The organism is Nocardia sp. NPDC060259, assembly GCF_042728775.1.
Lineage (GTDB): Bacteria > Actinomycetota > Actinomycetes > Mycobacteriales > Mycobacteriaceae > Nocardia.
This window is the reverse complement of sequence record NZ_JBHXAY010000024.1, coordinates 1-20,292: the sequence shown is the minus strand read 5'-3', so window position 1 is coordinate 20,292 and position 20,292 is coordinate 1. Positions and strand designations below refer to the sequence as shown.

Here is a 20,292-nt window from a genome sequence, read left to right as displayed (position 1 = left end):
AGTGCTGTCTACGAGCCTGATCCCACCCGAGTTCTTCGCGCTAGGAGCACACCCTCGTGTCCGTATACCTGTACAGATGGGGAAAGTTCGCTTTCCGCCGCAAGTGGATCGTGTTGCCGGTCTGGCTACTGCTGTTCGTCCTGCTCGGCGGCCTGGGCGCGACGCTCAGCAAGCCGATGACCAACGACTTCAGCATGCCCTCGCTGCCCTCGGCGCGTGCCAACGAGATCCTCGACAAGCACTTCCCCGGCATGTCCGAACAGTTCAAGTTCGACGCCGTCTCCGGCACCTACGTGATCGGCGCGCCGGAGGGTCAGCAGCTGACCGACCCGGCCAACCGCGCCGCGATCGACGCCTTCATCACCAAGCTCGGTGAGCTGCCGATCGTCGATCACGAGAAGCCGCTCATGAGCCCGATCGAGCTGACCGACAAGATGGGCTGCCTGAGCAACCCCGACCCGTCGCAGTGCTCGGGCGCGCCGCTCAACGTGCTCAGCTCGACCGCGCCGAACACCGTCGCGGTGCTGAACGTGCCGTTCACCATCAAGGCCGTCACCGATGTGACCGACGCCGAGCGTGACGCCGCCTACGACGTCGCCGCCGAGGCCCGCAACGCGGGCCTGACCGTCGAGCTCAGCGGTTCCGTCGCGATGAAGCAGGAGCAGCCGAGCGGCAAGTCCGAGTTGATCGGCATGGGTGTCGCGCTGATCGTGATGGTGGTCGCCTTCGGCGCCCTCGTCGCCGCGGTCGTGCCGATCGTGACCGCCATCGTCGGCCTCGGCGCCGCGACCTCGCTGATCATGCTCGGTACCTCGGTGATGGAGGTCCCAAGCTTCACCACCTTCCTGGCCTCGATGATCGGTATCGCGCTCTCGATCGACTACGCGCTGTTCATCGTCTCGCGCTACAAGCACGAACTGGCCGTGCGTGATTCGGCCGAGGAAGCCGCCGGTACCGCGCTCGGCACCGCCGGTTCGGCCGTCGTGTTCGCCGGTCTGACCGTCATCATCGCGCTCGGCGCGCTCGGCATCGTCGGCGTGCAGTTCCTGACCTTCATGGGTCTCGGTGGCGCCATCGCCGCCGGTTTCGCGGTGCTCACCGCGATCACCCTGATGCCCGCGCTGATGGGCGCCTTCGGCAAGTCGCTGTTCAAGCCGAAGCTGCCGCTGGTCGCCCAGCACGACCCCGAGGACGAGCGCTCGGTCACCAACGGCCAGCGTTTCGCCCGCCTGATCGGCAAGGCACCGTGGGTCGCGCTGATCCTGTCGGTGGTCGTGCTCGGCGCGCTCGCCGCCCCGGCGGCCGGCCTGAACCTCGGTCTGCCCGGCGAGGACTCGATGCCGAAGACCTCCACCGTCCGCAAGGCCTACGAGCTGCGCACCGACGGCTTCGGCGAGGGCAGCAACGGCGTGCTGATGGTCGTCACCGACCTGAGCGCGGTGCCCGAGGACCAGCGGGAAGCCGCGGTCGGCGCGCTGCGCGACCGGCTCGCCTCCTACGAGGGCATGGACTACGTCACCGAGCCGCAGTGGAGCGAGAACAAGCAGGGCGCCATGCTCAACGGCGTGCCGAAGTCGGGCCCGAACAACCAGGCAACCAAGGACCTGGTCGCCGAGGCGCGCGGCGCCGAAGGCGAGCTCAAGGCCCAGTACGGCATGGAGTACGGCATCACCGGCACCACCGCCATCTACGCCGATGTCGACCACGTGCTGCTCAGCAAGATCGTGCCGTACCTGGCGATCGTGGCGGGCGCGGCGTTCGTCCTGCTGATCCTGGTGTTCCGCTCGATCCTGGTTCCGCTCACCGCGGCCCTCGGGTTCCTGCTCTCCATGGGCGCCACCTTCGGTGCGACCGTGCTGATCTTCCAGCAGGGCAAGCTCGGCCTGATCGAGGATCCGCAGCCGCTGGTCAGCTTCCTGCCGATCATGTTGATCGGCTTGGTGTTCGGCCTGGCGATGGACTACCAGGTGTTCCTGGTGACCCGCATGCGCGAGGAATTCGTGCACGGTAAGTCGCCCAAGGACGCGATGGTCTCCGGCTACCACCACGGCGCCCGCGTCGTGACCTCGGCGGCGATCATCATGATCTCGGTGTTCGGCTCGTTCATCCTGGAAACCGATGTCACCGCGAAGTCCTTCGGTTTCGCGCTGGCCGCCGGTGTGGCGATCGACGCCTTCATCGTCCGCATGGTCGTCGTGCCCGCGCTGCTGGTCATCATGGGCAAGTGGTCGTGGTGGATTCCGAAGTGGCTCGACCGCATCCTGCCCGATATCGACGTCGAGGGTTCCAAGCTCGAGCAGCTGCGTAACCAGGGCGCCGAGACGGTGAAGCACCCGGTTCCGGTCGCCTGACCTGTCTCCACCACACGACCCCGCAATCCACTCCAGGATTGCGGGGTCGTCGTGCTTTTCGCCCCACCACGGCTGGCAGGTTGCTTGATATCGCGATGACCTGGCACCAGACTCGGACTAGTTCGACCCGGCTGTATCTCCCGATCCGCGCTCCGCACCGATCACCACGAGGAGAAAACCGTGTCCGTCTATCTGTACCGGTGGGGCAAGCTGGCCTTTCGCCGCAAATGGATCGTGCTACCAGTCTGGTTACTGTTCTTCCTCGTGCTCGGCGGCCTCGGCGCCCAGCTGCAGAAACCGATGACCGACGACTTCAGCATGCCCAACCTGCCGTCGGAGCGGGCCACCGAGATCCTGGACAAACACTTCCCCGGCATGTCCGAGGCCTTCGCCTTCGACGCCGTGACCGGCACCTATGTCATCGGCGCACCGGCCGGGCAGAAGCTCACCGATCCGGCCAACCGGCAGGCGCTGGACACGATGATCGCCCAGCTCGAACAGCTCGACATCGTCGATCACAGCAAGCCGATCCCGAATCCGGTCGCGATGACCGAGGAGATGGGCTGCCTCGGCGCCGAGCGCGATCCGTCGATTTGTAGCGGCGCACCGCTGAACGTGCTGAACAAGACCGAACCCGACACCGTCGCGTACGTGAGCGTCCCGTTCACCATCAAAGAATTCGCCGACATCACCGCCGCCGACCGCGAGGCCGCCTACAACGCCGGCGACACCGCCCGCGCCGCCGGGCTGACGGTCGAGATCAGCGGCACGATCGCGATGGAACAGGAGATGCCGAGCGGCAAGTCGGAGATGATCGGTATGGCGGTGGCCCTGGTGGTCATGGTCGTGGCGTTCGGCGCGATCGTCGCCGCGTTCGTACCGATCATCACCGCGATCGTCGGCCTCGGCGCGGCCACCTCGCTGATCTTCCTGTCCACCTCGGTGCTGTCGATCCCCAGTTTCACCACGTTCCTGGCCTCGATGATCGGCATCGCGCTCTCGATCGACTACGCGCTGTTCATCGTGTCCAGGTACAAACACGAACTGGCGGTGCAGGATTCGCCCGAGGAAGCCGCCGGTAGCGCGCTGGGTACGGCAGGCTCGGCGGTCGTGTTCGCCGGGTTGACCGTCATCATCGCGCTGGTCGGCCTGAGCATCGTCGGCGTGCGGTTCCTGACCTTCATGGGTCTGGGCGGCGCGGTCGCGGCGGCCTTCGCGGTGCTCACGGCGATCACACTGATGCCGGCCCTGCTCGGGGCTTTCGGCAAGCACCTGTTCACACCGAAGCTGCCGGTGATCGCCCAGCACGATCCGGAAGACGACACCATCGTCACCAACGGCACCCGCGTCGCCCGGATGATCGCCAAGTGGCCCGCGGTGACGATGGTCCTGGCGATCGTCGCTCTCGGCCTGCTGGCCGCACCCGCGATCAACCTGAATCTCGGCCTGCCCGGCGAGGACAGCCTGCCCAAGTCGACCACCGTCCGTAAGGCCTACGATCTGCGCACCGAGGGCTTCGGCGAGGGCAGCAACGGCGTCCTGCAGATCGCGGTCGATCTCAGCGACACCCCCGCCGACCAGCGCCAGGCCGCCCTCCTCGCGTTGCGCGAGAAGCTCCAGTCCTACCCCGATATGGAGCTGGTCACCGAACCACAGCTCAGCCAGGACGGAGCGGGCGCGCTGATCAACGGCATTCCGAAGGCTGGCCCCAACGCGCAGTCGACCAAGGATCTGGTGCAGTCGGCCCGTGACGCCGAACCGGCCCTGCACGACCAGTACAAGATGTCGTACGGCATCACCGGCACCACGGCCATCTACGCCGACATCGACCACGTGCTGCTCAGCAAGATCGTCCCCTACATGGCGATCGTGGCGGGCGCGGCGTTCATCCTGCTGATCCTGGTGTTCCGCTCGATCCTGGTCCCGCTCACGGCCGCGCTCGGCTTCCTGCTGTCGATGGCGGCCACCTTCGGCGCGACCGTGCTGATCTTCCAGGAGGGCGAGCTCGGCCTCATCCAGGACCCGCATCCGCTGGTCAGCTTCCTGCCGATCATGTTGATCGGCTTGGTCTTCGGCCTGGCGATGGACTACCAGGTGTTCCTGGTGACCCGCATGCGCGAGGAATACGTGCACGGCGCCGACCCCACCGACGCCGTGATCAACGGCTATCACCACGGCGCGCGCGTGGTCACCTCGGCGGCGATCATCATGATCTCGGTGTTCGGCTCGTTCCTGCTCGAGTCCGACGTCACCGCCAAGTCCATGGGCTTCGCGCTCGCGGCCGGTGTCGCCCTCGACGCGTTCGTCGTCCGCATGGTGCTCATCCCCGCACTGCTGGTGCTGCTCGGCAAATGGGCATGGTGGCTGCCGAAGTGGCTGGACAAGATCGTCCCCGACATCGACGTCGAGGGCGCTCGCCTGCGCGAACTACAGCAGCAGGAGAAGACCCCGGTACCCGCGGCTATGTGACCGGGCTACTGGCTCGGTTGGGGCACCTCGCACTCGCTGACCCGTGGGTTCAGGCCGACATAGTTGGCCGGACCCGCGGCGGCGGTGACCGCGATCGTGGCCCAGTCGGAGCATTCCTTGGGTAGGTGCGCGAAGTAATGTCGCTGGCCCGCAGCGAGCAGCCCGACGGCTACCCAGCCGAGAACGACGAGAACCATAAGCTTCCCCCCGAGCCCCATTCCGGACTTCGCGGGTGGCGGCTGTCGCCCGCGCATAAGACATCGTTCCTTCCCGGATTTCGGTACTACCAGTGTATTACGTCCGGTTAAAAAAAGAGCCCCTCACCTGGCATATCAGGTGAGGGGCTCTGTGGCGGTGGCGGAGGGATTTGAACCCTCGGACGGGGGTTACCCGTCACACGCTTTCGAGGCGTGCTCCTTAGGCCGCTCGGACACGCCACCGCCGACTACGATACCGGAGGGGGTGGCTGATCGTTAAATCGGCTGGTCAGCGCTGGGTTCGGAAGAAATCGTCGAGGAGGGCGGCGCACTCGGGTTCGAGGATGCCGCCGCGGACCTGCGGCCGGTGGTTGAGCCTGCGATCGCGCACGACGTCCCAGAGCGAGCCGACGGCGCCGGTCTTGGGTTCCCAGGCACCGAAGACGACCTTGCCGACCCTGGCCAGCACGAGCGCGCCCGCGCACATGGTGCACGGCTCCAGGGTGACGGCCAGCGTCGCGCCTTCGAGCCGCCAGCCGTCACCGTGGACGGCCGCGGCGGCGCGCAGCGCGAGGATCTCGGCGTGCGCGGTGGGATCGCCGAGGGCTTCCCTGGCGTTCGTCGCACGCGCGAGTTCACGGCCGTCGGCATCGAAGACGACGGCGCCGACCGGCACATCGCGCGGGTCGGCGCCCGCGGCGGCCGCGATCGCGGCGCGCACCATGTCTTCGTCGGACACAGCTTCGTCGGACACCGTCACCGAGGCAGTTTGTCCAGGACCGCCGCGAATTCGGTGGCGAAGCCGAGCCGCTGGGCGATCATGCCGAGCTGCTCGTCGGGGTAGAGGTCGGTCTCGGCGAGTATCACGGCGAGCACCGGTTCCGGCAGGCCGAGGTCGGCCAGGACGCCGAGGTCGCCCTCTTCCCACGGTTCGATGTCGTCGAGTTCGTCGGGGTCGATGTCGGGGATCTCGACGTTGAGCGCGTCGAGGACATCGGCGGCGATGTCGTAGTCGATCGCGGCGGTCGCGTCCGAGACGAGCAGGCGGGTGCCGCTCGGCGCGGGCCGCAACACGATGAAGAACTCGTCATCGACGTCTAGCAGCCCGAATACCGCGCCCGAGCTGCGCAATGCCTTCAATTCGGTCTCGGCGGCCGACAGATCCACGAGAGCGTCCTGGCTCAGTGGACTGCATCGCCACGTGCCTTCTTCGCGGACCACCGCCATGGCGAACCCTTCGACGTCGAAGTCGTCATCCGACGTCGCCCTGTTCGAGCCCGAGCGCTGTGCTGCCATGGACCAAACGGTAGTCTGTCCCGCCCGTAATGATGAACTCGTGTGCCAATCTGTTCCGATGACCCTCGTCCAGCGTGCCCCTGTCTGCGTCCTCGGAACCGGCTTGATCGGCGGCTCGCTGCTGCGCGCCGCGGTCGCGGCGGGGTACGAGGCGTTCGGTTACAACCGGTCGGATTCGGGTGTGGAGGCGGCGCGACGCGACGGATTCGACGTCTCCGGCGAGCTGTCCGCGGTGCTGCGCCGGGCCGCGGGCACCGACGCGCTGCTGGTGCTCGCGGTACCGATGCCCGCGGTCGACAACATCCTCACCGAGATCGCGGCCATCGCGCCGCGGTGCCCGCTGACCGATGTGGTGAGCATCAAGGGCCCGGTCGCCGACGCGGTGCGCAAGCACGGCGTCGAGGCGAACTACGTCGGCGGGCATCCGATGGCGGGGACGGCCGAATCGGGCTGGGCGGCAACCGATCCAGAGCTGTTCCGCGGCGCGGTGTGGGCGGTCGGTGTCGACGAGGGCACCCAGGTCGAGCCGTGGACGCGGGTGGTGCGGCTGGCGCTGGACTGCGGTTCGGTCGTGGTTCCGGTGGTCGCCGACGAGCACGATCAGGCGGTCGCGCGGATCTCGCATCTGCCGCATGTGCTGGCCGAAGCGCTGGCGGCGGCGGGCGCGGCCGGTGGCGCGCTGTCGCTCGGCCTGGCCGCGGGATCCTTCCGCGACGGCACGCGGGTGGCGGGGACGGCGCCCGATCTGGTGCGCGCCATCTGTGAACCGAACGCCGCCGCTCTCGGGCAGGTGCTCGACGAGACGATCGCGGCGCTGATCACCGCGCGGGACACCCTGCGGACGGACGGCAGCCTCGGCGATGTTGTCGAGGCGGGTTACCGCGGTCGCACCGCCTACGACGAGCACACGCGCTGGGAGATCACCGGCATCGTTCCCGGTGTTGGCGACTGGCTCGGCGAACTGCACCGGGCCGGTCAGCGCGGTGGGGTGCTCCGCGCATTGTGAATCTCGTTCGATGTCAGGCCCGTTCGGCGAGTCCCGGGTAGTCGAGCACGAAACCTTCCGGATCGACGGTCAGGGTGGCGCTCGAGACCGGAGACAGCACGTTGATGCCGTCGGAGGCGCTCGAGTAGGTGAGTTCGGCCTCCTGCACCAGCAGATCCGGCAGGCGCACGTAGACGACCGGGACCTGGAAGTCGCCGACCGCGTTCTGCAGGCCGAACCGGCGAATCGGCAGCGTGTTGAAGAACGGGCTCAGCACCACGTCCACATCGAGCGCGCCCGCGAACGTGGAGCGCACATGGCTGCCGCCCGCGTCGACGAGCCAGTAGTTCTCCTCGTCGCGGGAGATCGAGGCGTGCCGTTCACCCGCGGCCGTGGTGGTGCGCAACGACAACCGCCGGGTCGCGCCCGCCTCGTCGGTGACCAGGTCGTAGGACGCGCTGAACGCCGGGTGCTCGTCGCAGGCACTGCCGATCATCCGGCCCGCTGCCCTGATCCGATTGCCGTTGAGCGTCACCCGGACCGATTCCATCCGGGTGTTGTCGTGGGCGCGCCAGGTGAGTACCGCCGGCCACCGGGAGGCCGGTCTGATCTCGGTGGGGCCGTCGGCTTGGCCCGGGGCTGGGGTCGTCACCTCTCTACGGTAAGCGACACCAGCCCCGTGGCTGTACAACACGGTGGCATCAGACCAGCGAATCCCGCCAGGCAGCGTGCAGACCCGCGAAGCGGCCCTGTCCGGCGATCAACTCGGCGGGCGAACCGTCCTCCACGATCCGGCCCGCGTCGAGCACCAGCACCCGATCGGCAATGGCCACAGTCGAGAGCCGGTGCGCGATGATCACCGCGGTGCGCTCGCGCAACAGCGTTTCCAGCGCGTGCTGAACCAGCCGCTCGCCGGGGATGTCGAGACTCGACGTCGCCTCGTCGAGCACGATCACCGCGGGGTCGGCCAGGAACACCCTGGCGAACGCGACCAGCTGACGCTGGCCCGCCGAGAGCCTGCCGCCGCGAGTGCGGACATCGGTCGCGTACCCGTCGGGCAGCGACATGACGAACGCGTCGAGCCCGACCGCCCGCGCCGCCGCCGCGACCTCGGCATCGGTCGCGTCCGGCCTGCCGAGCCGGATGTTGTCGGCGATGGTGCCGGAGAACAGGTACGCCTCCTGGGTGACCATCACGACGTGCCTGCGCAACTCGGCGTCGGTCAGCCTGCGCAGGTCGACACCGTCGAGGGTGATCGTGCCGCCGCTCGGGTCGTAGAACCGGGTGAGCAGCTTGGCCAGCGTCGACTTGCCCGCGCCGGTGGCGCCGACCAGCGCCACCACCTGCCCGGCCGGGATGACCAGGTCGAACTCGGGCAGCACCGGGGAATCGGCGTGGTAGCCGAACCAGACCTCGTCCATCCGCACCAGGCCCGTCGCCCGCTCGACGGCGATCGGGTCGCCGGGTTCGGCGACCGCGGGCTCTTCTTCGAGCATGCCCGAGATCTTCTCCAGCGCCGCCGCGGCGGACTGGTAGGAGTTGAACACCTGCGCGAGTTCGTCGAGTGGGCCGTAGAACTGGTCGAGGTAGAGCAGGTAGGCGGCGAGCACGCCGATCGCGAGGTTGCCCTCCATCACCTGCCACGCGCCGACCAGCAGCACGATCACCGTGGTCACCTTGCCGATGAAGTTCGACAGGCCGACATAGTCGCCCATGCCGCGGATCGCGGTAGTGGTCGCCTTCTGATACTCGCTGTCCTCGACGCCGAGCACCTCTTGGTTGCGGTCTTCCCGGCGGAACGCCTGCACCGCGCGCATGCCGCTCATCGACTCGACGAACTGCACGACGACGCGCGCGATCGCGCCGCGCGTGCGCCGGTAGCCCGCCCGCTGGCGCCGCTGTGCCCATCGGGTCACCAGCACCAGCGGCACGAATCCGAGCAGCACGATCGAGGCCAGCGCCGGATCCAGCCAGACCAGCAGCACCGCGATGGTGACGACCGACAGAATCGCGCTGAAGGCCTGGTTGAGCGCGCCTTCGAGCAGTTCCTGCAGGGTTTCGATATCGCTGGTGAGCCGGGTGACGACCTTGCCCGAGGTGTACTTCTCGTGGAACGAAACGCTCAGCCGCTGCGTGTGCCGGAACGCGCGCACCCGCAGGTCGAACAGCACCCGCTGACTCAGCGAACCGGACGCACGCAGGAAGAAGTACGTGGTCAGGCCCGCCAGCACGGTGACGGCGAGGAACCCGGCGACGGCCGCCACCAGCGGCGTCCAATTGCCCTGCCGCCCTTGGCTGATGCCGTGGTCGACGCCGTAGGCGATGAACAGCGGCATCGACACCTTGGCCGCGTTGTCGAGCAGGATCAGCGCGAAGGTGAGCACCGCCTGCTTGCGGTAGGGCCGCACCAGGTCGAGCAGCAGCCGCCGGGATCTCCCGGCCAGCAACAGGTTTCCGGTGCCGGTGACGGTGTCGTCCTCCTTGGCGATGCCGCGCCAGTCCGACGCCCGATCGGTCTGATCGGGCGCGGTGGCGTCGATGTCGGTGTCGGTGGTCATCATTCACCTCCCATCAGTTCGCGGTAGCGGCTGTTGGTGCGCAGCAATTTCTCGTGGGTGCCCTCGGCGACGATGCGCCCGTCGGCGAGCAACGCCACGCGATCGGCCAGCGCCGCCGTCGACGGCCGGTGCGCGACCAACAACGTGGTGGCGCCGGAGAGCACCGTGCGCAGCCGATCCTGCACGCGCTCTTCGGTTTCCACGTCCAGCGCCGAGAGCGGATCGTCGAGGACCATGATCCGGCCGTGCTCGGCGGCCTCGCCGGTGAGCACCGCCCTGGCCAGGGCGAGCCGCTGACGCTGCCCACCGGACAGGCTCATGCCCTGCTCGCCGATCCTGGTGTCGAGACCCCAGGGCAGCGCGTCGACGAACTCGCTCGCCTGGGCGATGTCGAGCGCCTGGCGCACATCGGCATCGGTGGCGCGTGGATCGCCCAGTGCCACGTTCTCGCGCACGCTGGCCGAGAACAGCACCGGCTCCTCGAACGCCACCGTCACCACCCGGCGCAGGTCGGCCAGGCGCAGGGTGGCGATGTCGATGCCGTCGATGGTGATGCTGCCGTCGTCCACGTCGTAGAGCCGGGGAATCAGTTCCAGCAGCGCGGTCTTGCCGCTGCCGGTCGCACCGACCAGCGCGACCGTCTCGCCCGGCCGGATCCGCAGCGAGATGTCTTCCAGCACCGCCTTTTCCGACCGCTCCTCGCCGGTCGGGTAAGCGAACCGAACATGGTCGATCACCAGTTCACCGCGCACACTCGCGGGCAGGATCACCGGATGCGGCGGGTCGGTGATGTCGAGCGGGGTGTCCATGATCTCCCAGAACCGGTCGGCGGCGGTGCGCGCCTCGAACAGTTCCGAGAGCAGGAAGCCCGTCCAGATGATCGGCCACTGCAGGAATGTCGCCAGCGTGATGCTCGCGACCAGCGTGCCGATCGTCATCGACCCCTGCACCACCGAGTAGCCGCCGACGCCGAGCGACACCGCGATCGAGACCGTCGGCAGAGTCACCAGCGCAGCCCACAGCGTGGCGTCAAGGCGCACCTTCTCCAGCTCGGTCTTCTGCAGTTCGCGCGACAGCGCGGTGAAGCGCGAGCCGAAGAAACCGCCGCGTCCGAGCGCCTTGAGCACACGCACGCCCTGCGCCGACTCCTGGGCGATGGTCGCCAGGTCGCCGGACTGATCCTGCGAACGCCGCGAGGCCACCTCGAACCGGTTCACGAAGCGCACGCACATCAGCATCAGCGGCAGCGAGAGCACCGTGAAGATCAGTCCCACTTGCCAGTTCATGGCGAACAGGGCGATCAGGCCGGTGGGCAGAACGATGCAGTGGACGATCAGGAACGGTCCGGTGAACGCGACGAACCGCCGCAGCTCGGCCAGATCGTCGATCGCGCGCGAGAGCAGCTGACCCGACTGCCAACCGTCGTGCCGACCGATCGAGAGCGCCTGGAGCCGGCCGAAAAGCTTGGCCCGCATCCGGATTTCGAACAGTGTCGACGGCTTGGACACCAGCCATCGCCGACCCCACATGCCGAAGGAGTCCAGCGCGCCGAGAAAGAAGATCAGCGCTACCGGCGCCAGCAGACCCGCGAAGTCCCGCCGCGCGATCGGCCCGTCGATCACCCGGGCGATGACCAGCGGGATCGCGATGGCGGTACAGACCATGAGGACGGCGAGCACATTCGCCGCGATCAGCGGCACCCGGTAGGGCCGGACGTAGGGCAGAAACCGCCGCAGCGATCGCAATCTCCCGCTCGGCAACGGCGAAGGCCGCCCCGATCTGTCGGCCTCCGATTCGGTGGCCGACAGCTCCAAAGTGACAGACAAGACTCCCCCTTGATGTCCGGTGGATGGTTTGTTTCCGGAACGGACGCCCGATGATGTTCGCACCGGGGTCCGACAAGTCGGCCCGTCAAGAGTCCCACCGGACCACCACCGGGAGCCACTGATTTTCCTCGATACAATGCGCGGCAGGCGCGAGCAGCGGGGCGCTCCAACCAGTACAGGAGGGTCGTTGACGCGGATGGTCGGGCTGTTCGCCGGGATCGGCGGGCTCGAACTCGGCCTCGGCAGGAACGGCTGGTCGACCGAGTTGCTGTGCGAGATCGACCCCGGTGCGCAGGGTGTCCTCGCGGCCCACTTCCCGGAGACTCCGCTGCACGGCGACATCACCCGTCTGCGTTCCCTGCCCGCGGGCACCGAGCTGGTCGCCGCCGGTTTCCCCTGCCAGGACCTCTCCCAGGCCGGGCGGACCGCCGGCATCACCGGACGTCGTTCCGGCCTGGTCGACGAGGTGTTCCGGCTGGTCCGCCGCCGGCGTGGGCCGCGATGGTTGCTGATCGAGAACGTCCCGTTCATGCTGCAGCTCGGTCGCGGCGCGGCCATGCGGCACATCACGGGCGCGCTGGAGGAACTCGGTTATACGTGGGCCTATCGCGTAGTCGACGGCCGGGCGTTCGGGTTACCGCAGCGGCGGCAGCGGGTGCTGATGCTGGCCTCGCGCACCGAGGATCCGCGCGAGGTGCTCTTCGGCGACGACGCGGGCCCGCGCGAGTACGGCGACGCGGACCGCGATCCGTGCGGCTTCTATTGGACCGAGGGTGTGCGTGGTCTCGGCTGGGCGGTGAACGCGGTGCCGACGCTGAAGGGCGGATCGGGTCTCGGCATCGCCAGTCCGCCCGCGGTCCGGCTGCCCGCCGGCGAGATCGTCACGCCGGGCATCGTCGACGGTGAGCGTCTGCAGGGCTTCGAGGCCGAGTGGACCGCACCCGCGCTCGATGTGCCCGGTGTCCGGCAGGGGCACCGGTGGAAGCTGGTCGGCAATGCGGTCAGCGTGCGGATGGCGAACTGGGTCGGCGAGCGGTTGGCCGCGCCGTCCACGCCGTTGACGGTGGGGGAACCGCTGCGACCAGGATCACCCTGGCCGACCGCGGCCTGGGGACGCGCCGGTGTGGTGCATCGGGTGCCGTTGTCGACCTGGCCGGTGCACGAGCCGTACGAGGATCTGAAGAACTTCCTCACCGAGCCGCGTCTGCTCTCGCCGCGCGCCACCGCGGGGTTCCTGCGCCGCACCGAGATGGGCAATCTGCGTTTCCCGCCCGGCTTCCTCGACGACGTGCGCGACCATCTCGACCGCATGGGCGGTTGGGCGGCATGAACGCGCGGCGGGTTTCGGACGGGGATCGGTCGCCGTCGGTTTCCAAACCCGTCACCGATGCGGCGACCAGTGCGCGCATGTCTCGCCAGAAGCGCGCCAATACCAACCCTGAGCTGGCATTACGCCGCGAACTCCATCGCGCGGGCCTGCGCTATTTCGTCGACCGCGCGCCCATCAAAGGCCTGCGGCGGCGCGCCGACGTGGTCTTCCCCCGGCTGCACATCGCCGTCTATGTGGACGGCTGCTTCTGGCATCGGTGCCCGGAACACGCGACCGATCCGAAGAACAATGCCCAGTGGTGGGCGGAGAAACTGGCAGGCAATGTCGCACGGGACCGGGCCACCGATGCCGCGCTCATCGAGGCGGGCTGGCAGGTCGTGCGGGTGTGGGAACACGAGGATCCCCAGGTGGCGGCCGAACATATCCGTGCGCTGGTGCGCGAGCGCGCACCCGGTCGGGACCAGGGTCCGACCGGCTGACGTGCGTCAGCGACGACCCGGGTTGCTCCGCACTCGGACGCGCACCAGCGACCGTGGCGCGTTGGCCGCGGTGTAGCCGGAGACCGCCATCGCCAGGAACATGGCGAAACCGGCCAGTGCGATCACGTAGCTCATCGAAGACCTCCCGATTGGTGACGCCACCACCCTGCCCTGCGAACCTGACAACAACCTGTGCGCGCTGAGATGAAACCACGTGCGCACCGTGCGGCGCGCCCGATCCGTGCGAAAGGCCGGGTGGTCTCCGTCGGGCAGCACAATGGTCGATGTGCCCGCATCCACCCGGATACCCCGTGGCTATCCCCTGCTGATCGCCATCGCGATCGCGGTCGCCGGCCTCTGCTATTCGTCCTGGGTGCTGGAGTTCGTCCTGCCGATCCACACCGATCCGGTGAACTCCTTCCTCAGCGAACTCGACGCGGAGGGCAAGCCCTACCGGGAGGTGTTCGCCACCGCCGACAAGCTGGTCGGCCTGCTGCTGATCCCGGCCGCGATCGGCGGGCTGCTGGTGTTCCGCCGTCGCCGGTTGACCACCGTCGGCTGGGTGGCCCTGGCGTGTTTCGGCGCGTCGACCATCGCCGACGCGATGCTTCCCCTGCGCGACTGCGACCCTGCGGTCAGCGCGTGCGGCGGCGGGTTGTTCCCGCAACTGCATCAACCGCACGCGCTGACCAGCACGCTGGCCGTCACCTCGATCGCGGTGGCGGCGTTCGCGTTCAGCGCCGCCGCCTATCGCTATCACCGCTGGTGGATCCTGCGCGAGTTCGGTGTGGTCGTGCTCGTCGTCGGGTCGGCGGCGACCATCTGGATGCTGGTCGCCGACAACCTGTCCGGCTCGTACGCCCTCGGCATCGCCCAACGCATCCAGGTCGGCTCGATGTCGCTGTGGTTGCTCGCGCTGGCCGCCGCGGTGCTCGTCGAGGCCGGGGAGTGGACTACTTGACGGTGATCCGCACCGTGTAGCCGTCGAGCTTCGCGGGCAGCTTGGTGGTGTCGACCGCCAGTACCTCGCCACTGTCCTGGACGCCGTTGGGCAGCGTCTTGGGCTTCAGGCCGAACGGCGGCTGCTCGCCCTGGCCGGCGGCCAGGCCGAAATCGCTGTCGTTGGCGATGTAGATGGTCTTGCCACCGTCGGTGGTGGCGATGCCTTCGATCTTGTCGTGGCCGAAGAACCGGCCCTTCTCGTCGAGAGCGACGACCAGCGCGGACAGGTCGAGGTTGCTCTTCTTGGCGACCGGGGTGATTCCCGCCTTGGTCAGCGCGGCGACCGCGTCCGCGGTCGGGGTGACACCGACGAAGGTTTCCAGCGGCTTGCCGTCGATCTGCAAACCACCCTTCTCGGCGTCATAGGACGCGCCGGGGACGGCCGACTGCGGGCCGACATCGGTCGCGCCTGCGATGTCGATGGTCCAGATCTTCTTGTCCGACTTGGGCGCGAGATTGCCGTCGCGCTCGTCGACAAGGAAGGTGGTCGCGCTGAGCGCGGTGATCTCCGAGACGGCGACCTTGTTCTGTTTCGGGTTCTCCAGCGGATACAGGAATTCCTTCTGCGCCTTGGTCTTCAGATCGACGGTGACGATGCGCGCGAACGGCACCTCCTTCGCCGAGCCGGTCAAGCCGGGGGTGTTGAGCGCGCTCTGCACCACGCCGACCAGCGTGCTGCCGTCGGGCGTGACGGTCAGGCCTTCCATGCCCTGGTTCGGGGTGCGCAGCCCGATCTCCTTCGGCAGGCCGTTACCGGGTGAGAGGCGCTCGATCTCGGTGCCGTTGGCGTCGAAATGCACCAGGAACGGGCCGTATTCGTCGGACACCCAGAAGGTGCCGTCGGGCAGGGCGACGAGACCCTCGGGGTCGAGGCCGTGATCGGTGGGCGGCAGCACGGTGCCCTGCAGGTCCCTGATCGTCTCCCCTGTACTGGCCGCGGTGTCGACCTGGCCGTTGAACGGCACGCCCGACTTGGTGCGCAGCTCGATGCTCGACCGCAACACCGCCTTGTTGTCGACCAGCTTGAACCGGCCGATCTTGGGCACGAAGCTCGGTGTGGGCGAGAGCTTTTCGTTCTTCGCGGGGCCGTCCACATTGGGGCCGCGGTCGGTGAGGCCGTAGAACTCGTCCGTGCTGCCCGGCACCGCGGTCCATGCCGAACCGAAGCCGCTACCCTGCACCGTCGTTCCGCCGTACTCGCCGAGCACCGGAATGTCGGTGGTGTACAGCCGAACCGCGTCGGTGGTGGTGACCTTGAACTGGTCGAGACCGGTGTAGCCGGCGATCGGCGTGTAGACGTAGGAGCCGTCCGTGCGCCGGGTCAGATTGCCGTGCTCGGGCTCCAGGCTCACTCCGAGAACCGCGCTGTTGCCCGCCTTGGCGACCAGGTCGTCGAGGGAGATGACCAGTGGCTGGTCCTTGCTCACGGTGAAGTCGGCGTCGGAGCCGGGCGTCGAGCAGCCCGCGGCGACAGCGGCAGCGCACAGCGCCGCGGTGAGCGGGAGGAGACGGAAACCTGGACGTGCGTTCATCTGCCATGAGTAGCGCGCCGAACCGACCAGCAGCCGACCGGCAAATGAATTGTCATCCACCAGTCGGTGCACCATTCTGGCTGCCATGACCACAACTCGGGTGAACATTTCCTCTGCCTCCGATTTCGAAGATGTCGTCGGGTATTCGCGGGCGGTGCGGGTCGGTGATCACGTCATGGTCAGTGGGACGACGGCTGCCGTCCCCGGCGGTGGCGCGGTCGGCGGCGACGACATCGGCGCGCAGGCCACCGAGGTGCTCGCCCGGATCGCCACCGCGCTCGAGCAAGCGGGCGCGAGCCTGCGGGATGTGGTGCGCACCCGCATGTTCGTCACCGATATCTCCCGCTGGCCCGAGGTCGCCGCCGCGCATGCCGCGGTGTTCGGCGCGATCCGCCCCGCTGCCGCCATGTACGAGGTGACCGCGCTGATCGCTCCCGAACTGCTGATCGAGATCGAGGCCGACGCGATCGTCGCCGGCTGAATCGTCACACGCGGCCGGTCCCCGACCCCGGCGTCAGACGCGAAAATTCCCCAGTTATCCACAGGTTCACGGTTATCCACAGACCTGCGCAGACACCGTCGTGAACGCCGGTGCCGACCGGGCCGGGCAACTACGCTCGGACCTGTGACCAGCGCAACGACTACTCCCACCGACCTGCTCGCCCAGGTCGCCGCGTCCACCGCCCGTTTCGACGCGGCGATCGGCGCGCTCACCGACGCCGAGCTGAGCGAGCCGTCCCTGCTGCCAGGCTGGACTCGCGGGCACGTCGTCGCGCACATGTCGCGCAACGCCGACAGCCTGCTGAACCTGCTGCTGTGGGCGCGCACCGGCATCGAGATTCCCCAGTACGCCGGCGCCGCCATCCGCGACGCCGACATCGAGGCGGGCGCGCCGCGGCATCTCGACGTCCAGCACGCCGACTTCACCGCTTCGGCCCACCGCTGGCAGGCCGTGGCCATCACGATGCCCACCGCGGACTGGCAGGCGGTGGTCCGCAACCGGCAGGGCGGTTCGCTCACCGCCGACCAGATCCCGTGGATGCGCCTGCGCGAGACCGAGATCCACCACGTCGACCTCGGCGTCGGCTACACCCCCGCCGACTGGCCCACCGCCTTCGTCGCCCGCCTGCTCCCGGAAGCCATCGCCGACCTCTCGTCGAAGATGATCCCGGACGCCACCCCGACCTTCGACATCCAGGCCACCGACACCGACTTCATCGCCACCGTCGGTCCCGGCCGCCCGCACCACACGGTCCTCGGCCCATCCTCCGCCTTGCTCGCCTGGCTCCTCGGACGGTCCACCGGCGCCGACCTCACCGGCCCGCTGCCACCACTGCCCGCCTGGAAGTAGCGCAGGTCAGTACCTGAATCACCCTCTCGGCCCGTCTCTTTCGGACAGGCCGCGCTTGCGGGATCTCAAGTCGGAACAATGTTCCCTCTTGCGCACACTGTTCGGTTGTGCGTACAGTGTTCGTACAGCGCGAACAGCGTACGGAACGAAAGAGAGATCACCATGAACGCCACCTCCCTCGACCTGCACCGCACCGTCGTCCTGCCCGTCCGCGCGGTACGCGCCGGACTCGGCGCCGCCGCCGACGAGGACCCCGCCGTCGTCGCCCGCCGGACCGCGAAGGTCGCCCCCGCACTGGCGGCCGCGGCCGAGCGGGTCGCCGAGATCCGCGACACGGTGGCCGGATCCGAGCGCGACTGGGGCAGCGCGGCGGCCGATCGGCATGCCCGAAAGGCCATGGCCGACACCGTGGCTCGACTGGACGGCTACCACGGCGAGCTGGCGAGCGCTGCCGCCGCGCTGACCCGCTGACCCGACCCGATTCGACGAGAGAGACACGCGATCATGAGCACTTCGGACAAGGACCTGGCCGCCTTCGTCACCGCGACGGCCGCCGAGTACGGCATCCCGGGCGCCGCGGTGGGCATCACCATCGACGGCGCCGAGTTCACCGCCTGCCACGGGGTGACCAGCATCGACAATCCGCTGCCGGTCGACGAGAACACCGTCTTCCAGCTGGGCTCGGTGTCCAAGAGCTACACGGCGACCGCGCTGCTGCGCCTGGTCGCCGACGGCCGCGTCGCGCTCGACGCCCCGGTACGGCGGTACCTGCCGGAGCTCACCCTCGCCGACGAGCAGCTCGCCGCCGAGGTCACCGTCGGCCACCTGCTCAACCACACCGCGGGCCTGGACTGGAAACTGGATGCCGAGACCGGTGACGGTGACGACGCGCTGGCCCGCTTCGTCGACCGCCTGCCCGAGCTGCCCGTGATCGCGCCGCTGGGCGCTCGCGCGTCCTACAGCCAGTCCGGCTACAGCCTGGCGGGCCGGGTGATCGAGAAGGTCACCGGGCTCACCTTCGAACAAGCGATCCGCACCCTGCTGTTCGACCCGATCGGCCTGCGGCACAGCTTCTTCACCGCCGCCGAGGTGCTGCCCCACCGGTTCGCCGTCGGCCATACGGCCGACGACAACGGCGAGCTGTCGGTACTGCGGCAGTGGGGCGACAACCGCGCCAACAATCCGGGCGCGGGGGTGGCCTCCTCGGTGGCCGACCAGTTGCGCTGGGCCCGTTTCCATCTCGGCGACGGCCACACCGCCGACGGCGAATCCCTGCTGCCCACCGCCCTGCTGCACAGCATGCGGGAGCAAACGGCGCCACTGCGTGCCAGTTCCCTCGGCGACGGTTTCGGCATCTGCTGGTTCCTGCGCGACGTCGACGGTGTGCGCACGGTCGGTCACGGCGGTTCGGGCTATGGCCAGTTCGCCGAACTACTGACAGTGCCCGATCGCCGTTTCGCCGTCGTCGCCCTGTCGAACGCGGGCCCCGACGCCGGGTTGGCCTTCAACCAGGCCGTCCTGCGCTGGGCACTCGAGCACTACCTCGGCCTCGTCGAGCGCGACCCGGAGCCCCTCCCCTACGACGCCACCCGCGCCGCCGAGATCGCAGGCGTCTACGAAAACGACATGATGCGGCTCACGATCGCCGACTCCGGCACCGCCGTGTCCATCGACGCCAAGATCAAGCCCGAAATCCGCGCGGCCTCCGACACCGAACTCCCCGACGACCTACCCTTCGCCGACCTCGGCCTGCGCCCCGACGATGAATACTTCGTCACCGAAGGCGGCCTCACCGGCCAGCGCGGCTACTTCAGCCGCGACACCACCGGCACGATCACCGGCGTAGACCTCGCGGGCCGCCTCTTCTCCCGCATCCCCTGATCGCGGCCGACGCGGCGGAACAGGTCGCCGCAAACGAAATCCGCCTCCTACCGGTTTGCACCGATAGGAGGCGGAGGTCTTTATTCAGCGTGAAGGGCGTTCACTGATCATCGAGTCCGGGCAAAGGCGTCGAAATTTCAGCGACAGGGAAAGTCTCTAGCGGCCGGGGTGCGCGCCGCGCCCGAGCAGAGCTCCCTCTGCGGTCGGCAGGAGCCTTGCGCGATCGGATCGGCACCAGAAAGATCACGGCGACCGCAGCGGCTCCGGTTCCAAAAATTGTCCAGATGACCGCTCGGTCGCGCGCGGAGTTCTGTTCTCGCTGGACCAACTGGTCGTAGCTCAGTACACCTTCCCCGCTGGTCAAACAAGTACCACGCTCGGCCAGGCGCTGGCCGTTGCACTTGATCATGGACGGGCTGGGTGGATGCTGAATCTTCGGGACGTTGTTGAACAGTAGAAACGCTGCAACGATCGCAAGTATCAACGCCCAAACTCTGATCTCGACGAACCCCAAAGCCCAACGCAACACCAGCTCCGCCTCTCTATCAAGCTCGTGGAGGCTAGCATCCGAACTCGCTCGAACCTGATGAGCGACATAGTGATCGGGAAGTATGCCGGGCCGAACGAGGTGCTGTCGTTGCGCTGGTCGGATGTCGATCTGCTGGCCGATCCGCCGACGTTCACCGTCTCCGGGACTGTTGTCGACCACGGCCGCGCCTACGGTGTGTCGCTGCATCGCCAGGATGAGCGCAAGGGCGATGCCCCGGATCACGCCGTCGTGTTGCCCAAGCTGGCGGTGGAAGCGCTCACGACGTTGTTCGGTGCGGCGTCGGACCCGGACGGTCCGGTGTTCGGCAATCGCGACGGCGGGTGGATGAGCCTCGGAAATCTGCGTCGGTCATTGCGTGCGGCACTGCCCGAAGAACTCGCGTGGGTGACTCCGTACAGCTTCCGCCGGAGGGTGACGACGGTGGTCCGCAACGACCTCGGCGCGACGCAGGCTGAGGCCCAGCTGTCCCATGCTCAGCTGGCGAC

At 68.2% G+C, this 20,292-nt stretch carries 19 protein-coding genes, 1 tRNA gene and 1 pseudogene; 11 read left to right on the top strand and 10 right to left on the bottom strand.

The features are described 5' to 3' along the window. The first annotated feature begins 56 nt into the window (after positions 1 to 56). Both ACFWF2_RS12550 and ACFWF2_RS12545 read left to right on the top strand, forming a co-directional pair. Positions 57 to 2,351 carry an MMPL family transporter gene (locus ACFWF2_RS12550; protein WP_379307444.1) on the top strand — a complete coding sequence of 765 codons (2,295 nt, stop codon included), beginning with the start codon at positions 57 to 59 and terminating at the stop codon, positions 2,349 to 2,351. A gap of 180 nt (positions 2,352 to 2,531) precedes the next feature. Further along, positions 2,532 to 4,820, top strand: a complete 2,289-nt coding sequence (locus ACFWF2_RS12545; protein WP_379307442.1) for an MMPL family transporter — start codon at positions 2,532 to 2,534, stop codon at positions 4,818 to 4,820. Positions 4,821 to 4,825: 5 nt separating this feature from the next. Here the strand turns inward: ACFWF2_RS12545 and ACFWF2_RS12540 are convergent, their stop codons facing one another. The 4 genes from ACFWF2_RS12540 to ACFWF2_RS12525 all read right to left on the bottom strand — a co-directional run bounded on the left by ACFWF2_RS12540 (position 4,826) and on the right by ACFWF2_RS12525 (position 6,313). Then, positions 4,826 to 5,017: a hypothetical protein gene (locus tag ACFWF2_RS12540; protein ID WP_019044478.1), complete on the bottom strand. Its 192-nt coding sequence runs from the start codon at positions 5,015 to 5,017 to the stop codon at positions 4,826 to 4,828. Positions 5,018 to 5,169: 152 nt separating this feature from the next. Continuing rightward, a tRNA-Ser gene (locus ACFWF2_RS12535) sits at positions 5,170 to 5,260 on the bottom strand. Between the two features lie 46 nt (positions 5,261 to 5,306). Beyond that, the gene (locus ACFWF2_RS12530; RefSeq protein ID WP_379307529.1) at positions 5,307 to 5,741 is read right to left on the bottom strand and encodes a nucleoside deaminase; all 435 of its coding nucleotides are present in this window, start codon (positions 5,739 to 5,741) and stop codon (positions 5,307 to 5,309) included. 32 nt (positions 5,742 to 5,773) lie between these two features. Continuing rightward, entirely contained in the window at positions 5,774 to 6,313 is a 540-nt protein-coding gene (locus ACFWF2_RS12525; RefSeq protein ID WP_378854241.1) for a tRNA adenosine deaminase-associated protein, read from the bottom strand. 58 nt (positions 6,314 to 6,371) lie between these two features. Between ACFWF2_RS12525 and ACFWF2_RS12520 the strand changes: the two genes are divergently transcribed. After that, positions 6,372 to 7,319 (top strand): prephenate dehydrogenase, encoded by a 948-nt coding sequence (locus ACFWF2_RS12520; protein ID WP_379307439.1) that lies wholly within the window; start codon positions 6,372 to 6,374, stop codon positions 7,317 to 7,319. 13 nt (positions 7,320 to 7,332) lie between these two features. Here ACFWF2_RS12520 and ACFWF2_RS12515 read toward each other — a convergent pair whose 3' ends face one another. The 3 genes from ACFWF2_RS12515 to ACFWF2_RS12505 are packed head-to-tail and all read right to left on the bottom strand — an operon-like array spanning position 7,333 to position 11,682. After that, positions 7,333 to 7,950 (bottom strand): putative glycolipid-binding domain-containing protein, encoded by a 618-nt coding sequence (locus tag ACFWF2_RS12515; protein ID WP_379307437.1) that lies wholly within the window; start codon positions 7,948 to 7,950, stop codon positions 7,333 to 7,335. 49 nt (positions 7,951 to 7,999) lie between these two features. Further along, positions 8,000 to 9,856, bottom strand: coding sequence for an ABC transporter ATP-binding protein (locus ACFWF2_RS12510; protein WP_379307435.1), 1,857 nt, complete (start codon positions 9,854 to 9,856; stop codon positions 8,000 to 8,002). Beyond that, complete coding sequence (locus tag ACFWF2_RS12505; RefSeq protein WP_379307433.1) at positions 9,856 to 11,682, bottom strand: ABC transporter ATP-binding protein; 1,827 nt, start codon at positions 11,680 to 11,682, stop codon at positions 9,856 to 9,858. Before ACFWF2_RS12505 ends, ACFWF2_RS12510 begins: the two co-directional genes overlap by 1 nt. A 196-nt stretch (positions 11,683 to 11,878) precedes the next feature. Between ACFWF2_RS12505 and ACFWF2_RS12500 the strand changes: the two genes are divergently transcribed. Further along, positions 11,879 to 13,012 carry a DNA cytosine methyltransferase gene (locus tag ACFWF2_RS12500; protein ID WP_379307527.1) on the top strand — a complete coding sequence of 378 codons (1,134 nt, stop codon included), beginning with the start codon at positions 11,879 to 11,881 and terminating at the stop codon, positions 13,010 to 13,012. Next, positions 13,009 to 13,491: a very short patch repair endonuclease gene (locus ACFWF2_RS12495; RefSeq protein ID WP_379307431.1), complete on the top strand. Its 483-nt coding sequence runs from the start codon at positions 13,009 to 13,011 to the stop codon at positions 13,489 to 13,491. The genes ACFWF2_RS12500 and ACFWF2_RS12495 overlap by 4 nt, the downstream gene beginning before the upstream one ends. Before the next feature lie 6 nt (positions 13,492 to 13,497). Here the strand turns inward: ACFWF2_RS12495 and ACFWF2_RS12490 are convergent, their stop codons facing one another. Continuing rightward, positions 13,498 to 13,626 (bottom strand): hypothetical protein, encoded by a 129-nt coding sequence (locus ACFWF2_RS12490; protein WP_378847460.1) that lies wholly within the window; start codon positions 13,624 to 13,626, stop codon positions 13,498 to 13,500. A gap of 142 nt (positions 13,627 to 13,768) precedes the next feature. On the opposite strand from ACFWF2_RS12490, the gene ACFWF2_RS12485 reads away from it, so the two are divergent. Then, positions 13,769 to 14,452: a DUF998 domain-containing protein gene (locus tag ACFWF2_RS12485; RefSeq protein WP_379307428.1), complete on the top strand. Its 684-nt coding sequence runs from the start codon at positions 13,769 to 13,771 to the stop codon at positions 14,450 to 14,452. On the opposite strand, the gene ACFWF2_RS12480 is transcribed toward ACFWF2_RS12485, so the two are convergent. Beyond that, entirely contained in the window at positions 14,445 to 16,025 is a 1,581-nt protein-coding gene (locus ACFWF2_RS12480) for an esterase-like activity of phytase family protein (protein WP_379307426.1), read from the bottom strand. The two genes, ACFWF2_RS12485 and ACFWF2_RS12480, sit on opposite strands and share 8 nt — an antisense overlap. A gap of 85 nt (positions 16,026 to 16,110) precedes the next feature. Here ACFWF2_RS12480 and ACFWF2_RS12475 point away from each other — a divergent pair, with 85 nt between their 5' ends. The 4 genes from ACFWF2_RS12475 to ACFWF2_RS12460 all read left to right on the top strand — a co-directional run bounded on the left by ACFWF2_RS12475 (position 16,111) and on the right by ACFWF2_RS12460 (position 19,257). Next, the gene (locus tag ACFWF2_RS12475) at positions 16,111 to 16,506 is read left to right on the top strand and encodes a Rid family hydrolase (protein ID WP_379307424.1); all 396 of its coding nucleotides are present in this window, start codon (positions 16,111 to 16,113) and stop codon (positions 16,504 to 16,506) included. Between the two features lie 144 nt (positions 16,507 to 16,650). Next, positions 16,651 to 17,376 carry a maleylpyruvate isomerase family mycothiol-dependent enzyme gene (locus tag ACFWF2_RS12470; protein ID WP_379307422.1) on the top strand — a complete coding sequence of 242 codons (726 nt, stop codon included), beginning with the start codon at positions 16,651 to 16,653 and terminating at the stop codon, positions 17,374 to 17,376. Between the two features lie 162 nt (positions 17,377 to 17,538). Beyond that, positions 17,539 to 17,847, top strand: coding sequence for a hypothetical protein (locus tag ACFWF2_RS12465; protein WP_379307420.1), 309 nt, complete (start codon positions 17,539 to 17,541; stop codon positions 17,845 to 17,847). A gap of 33 nt (positions 17,848 to 17,880) precedes the next feature. After that, positions 17,881 to 19,257, top strand: a complete 1,377-nt coding sequence (locus tag ACFWF2_RS12460; RefSeq protein ID WP_379307419.1) for a serine hydrolase domain-containing protein — start codon at positions 17,881 to 17,883, stop codon at positions 19,255 to 19,257. A gap of 100 nt (positions 19,258 to 19,357) precedes the next feature. Here ACFWF2_RS12460 and ACFWF2_RS12455 read toward each other — a convergent pair whose 3' ends face one another. Continuing rightward, entirely contained in the window at positions 19,358 to 19,771 is a 414-nt protein-coding gene (locus tag ACFWF2_RS12455; protein ID WP_379307417.1) for a hypothetical protein, read from the bottom strand. Positions 19,772 to 19,873: 102 nt separating this feature from the next. Here ACFWF2_RS12455 and ACFWF2_RS12450 point away from each other — a divergent pair. Beyond that, positions 19,874 to 20,292, top strand: a pseudogene (locus tag ACFWF2_RS12450) (site-specific integrase); the annotation flags it as partial.

Bases quoted from the DNA above. Each gene is read 5' to 3' on its own strand.
- ACFWF2_RS12540 (WP_019044478.1), bottom strand. From the start codon at position 5,017: ATGGTTCTCGTCGTTCTCGGCTGGGTAGCCGTCGGGCTGCTCGCTGCG.
- ACFWF2_RS12530 (WP_379307529.1), bottom strand. From the start codon at position 5,741: ATGGTGCGCGCCGCGATCGCGGCCGCCGCGGGCGCCGACCCGCGCGAT.
- ACFWF2_RS12525 (WP_378854241.1), bottom strand. From the start codon at position 6,313: ATGGCAGCACAGCGCTCGGGCTCGAACAGGGCGACGTCGGATGACGAC.
- ACFWF2_RS12520 (WP_379307439.1), top strand. From the start codon at position 6,372: ATGACCCTCGTCCAGCGTGCCCCTGTCTGCGTCCTCGGAACCGGCTTG.
- ACFWF2_RS12510 (WP_379307435.1), bottom strand. From the start codon at position 9,856: ATGACCACCGACACCGACATCGACGCCACCGCGCCCGATCAGACCGAT.
- ACFWF2_RS12500 (WP_379307527.1), top strand. From the start codon at position 11,879: ATGGTCGGGCTGTTCGCCGGGATCGGCGGGCTCGAACTCGGCCTCGGC.
- ACFWF2_RS12495 (WP_379307431.1), top strand. From the start codon at position 13,009: ATGAACGCGCGGCGGGTTTCGGACGGGGATCGGTCGCCGTCGGTTTCC.
- ACFWF2_RS12490 (WP_378847460.1), bottom strand. From the start codon at position 13,626: ATGAGCTACGTGATCGCACTGGCCGGTTTCGCCATGTTCCTGGCGATG.
- ACFWF2_RS12485 (WP_379307428.1), top strand. From the start codon at position 13,769: ATGGTCGATGTGCCCGCATCCACCCGGATACCCCGTGGCTATCCCCTG.
- ACFWF2_RS12480 (WP_379307426.1), bottom strand. From the start codon at position 16,025: ATGAACGCACGTCCAGGTTTCCGTCTCCTCCCGCTCACCGCGGCGCTG.
- ACFWF2_RS12475 (WP_379307424.1), top strand. From the start codon at position 16,111: ATGACCACAACTCGGGTGAACATTTCCTCTGCCTCCGATTTCGAAGAT.
- ACFWF2_RS12465 (WP_379307420.1), top strand. From the start codon at position 17,539: ATGAACGCCACCTCCCTCGACCTGCACCGCACCGTCGTCCTGCCCGTC.
- ACFWF2_RS12460 (WP_379307419.1), top strand. From the start codon at position 17,881: ATGAGCACTTCGGACAAGGACCTGGCCGCCTTCGTCACCGCGACGGCC.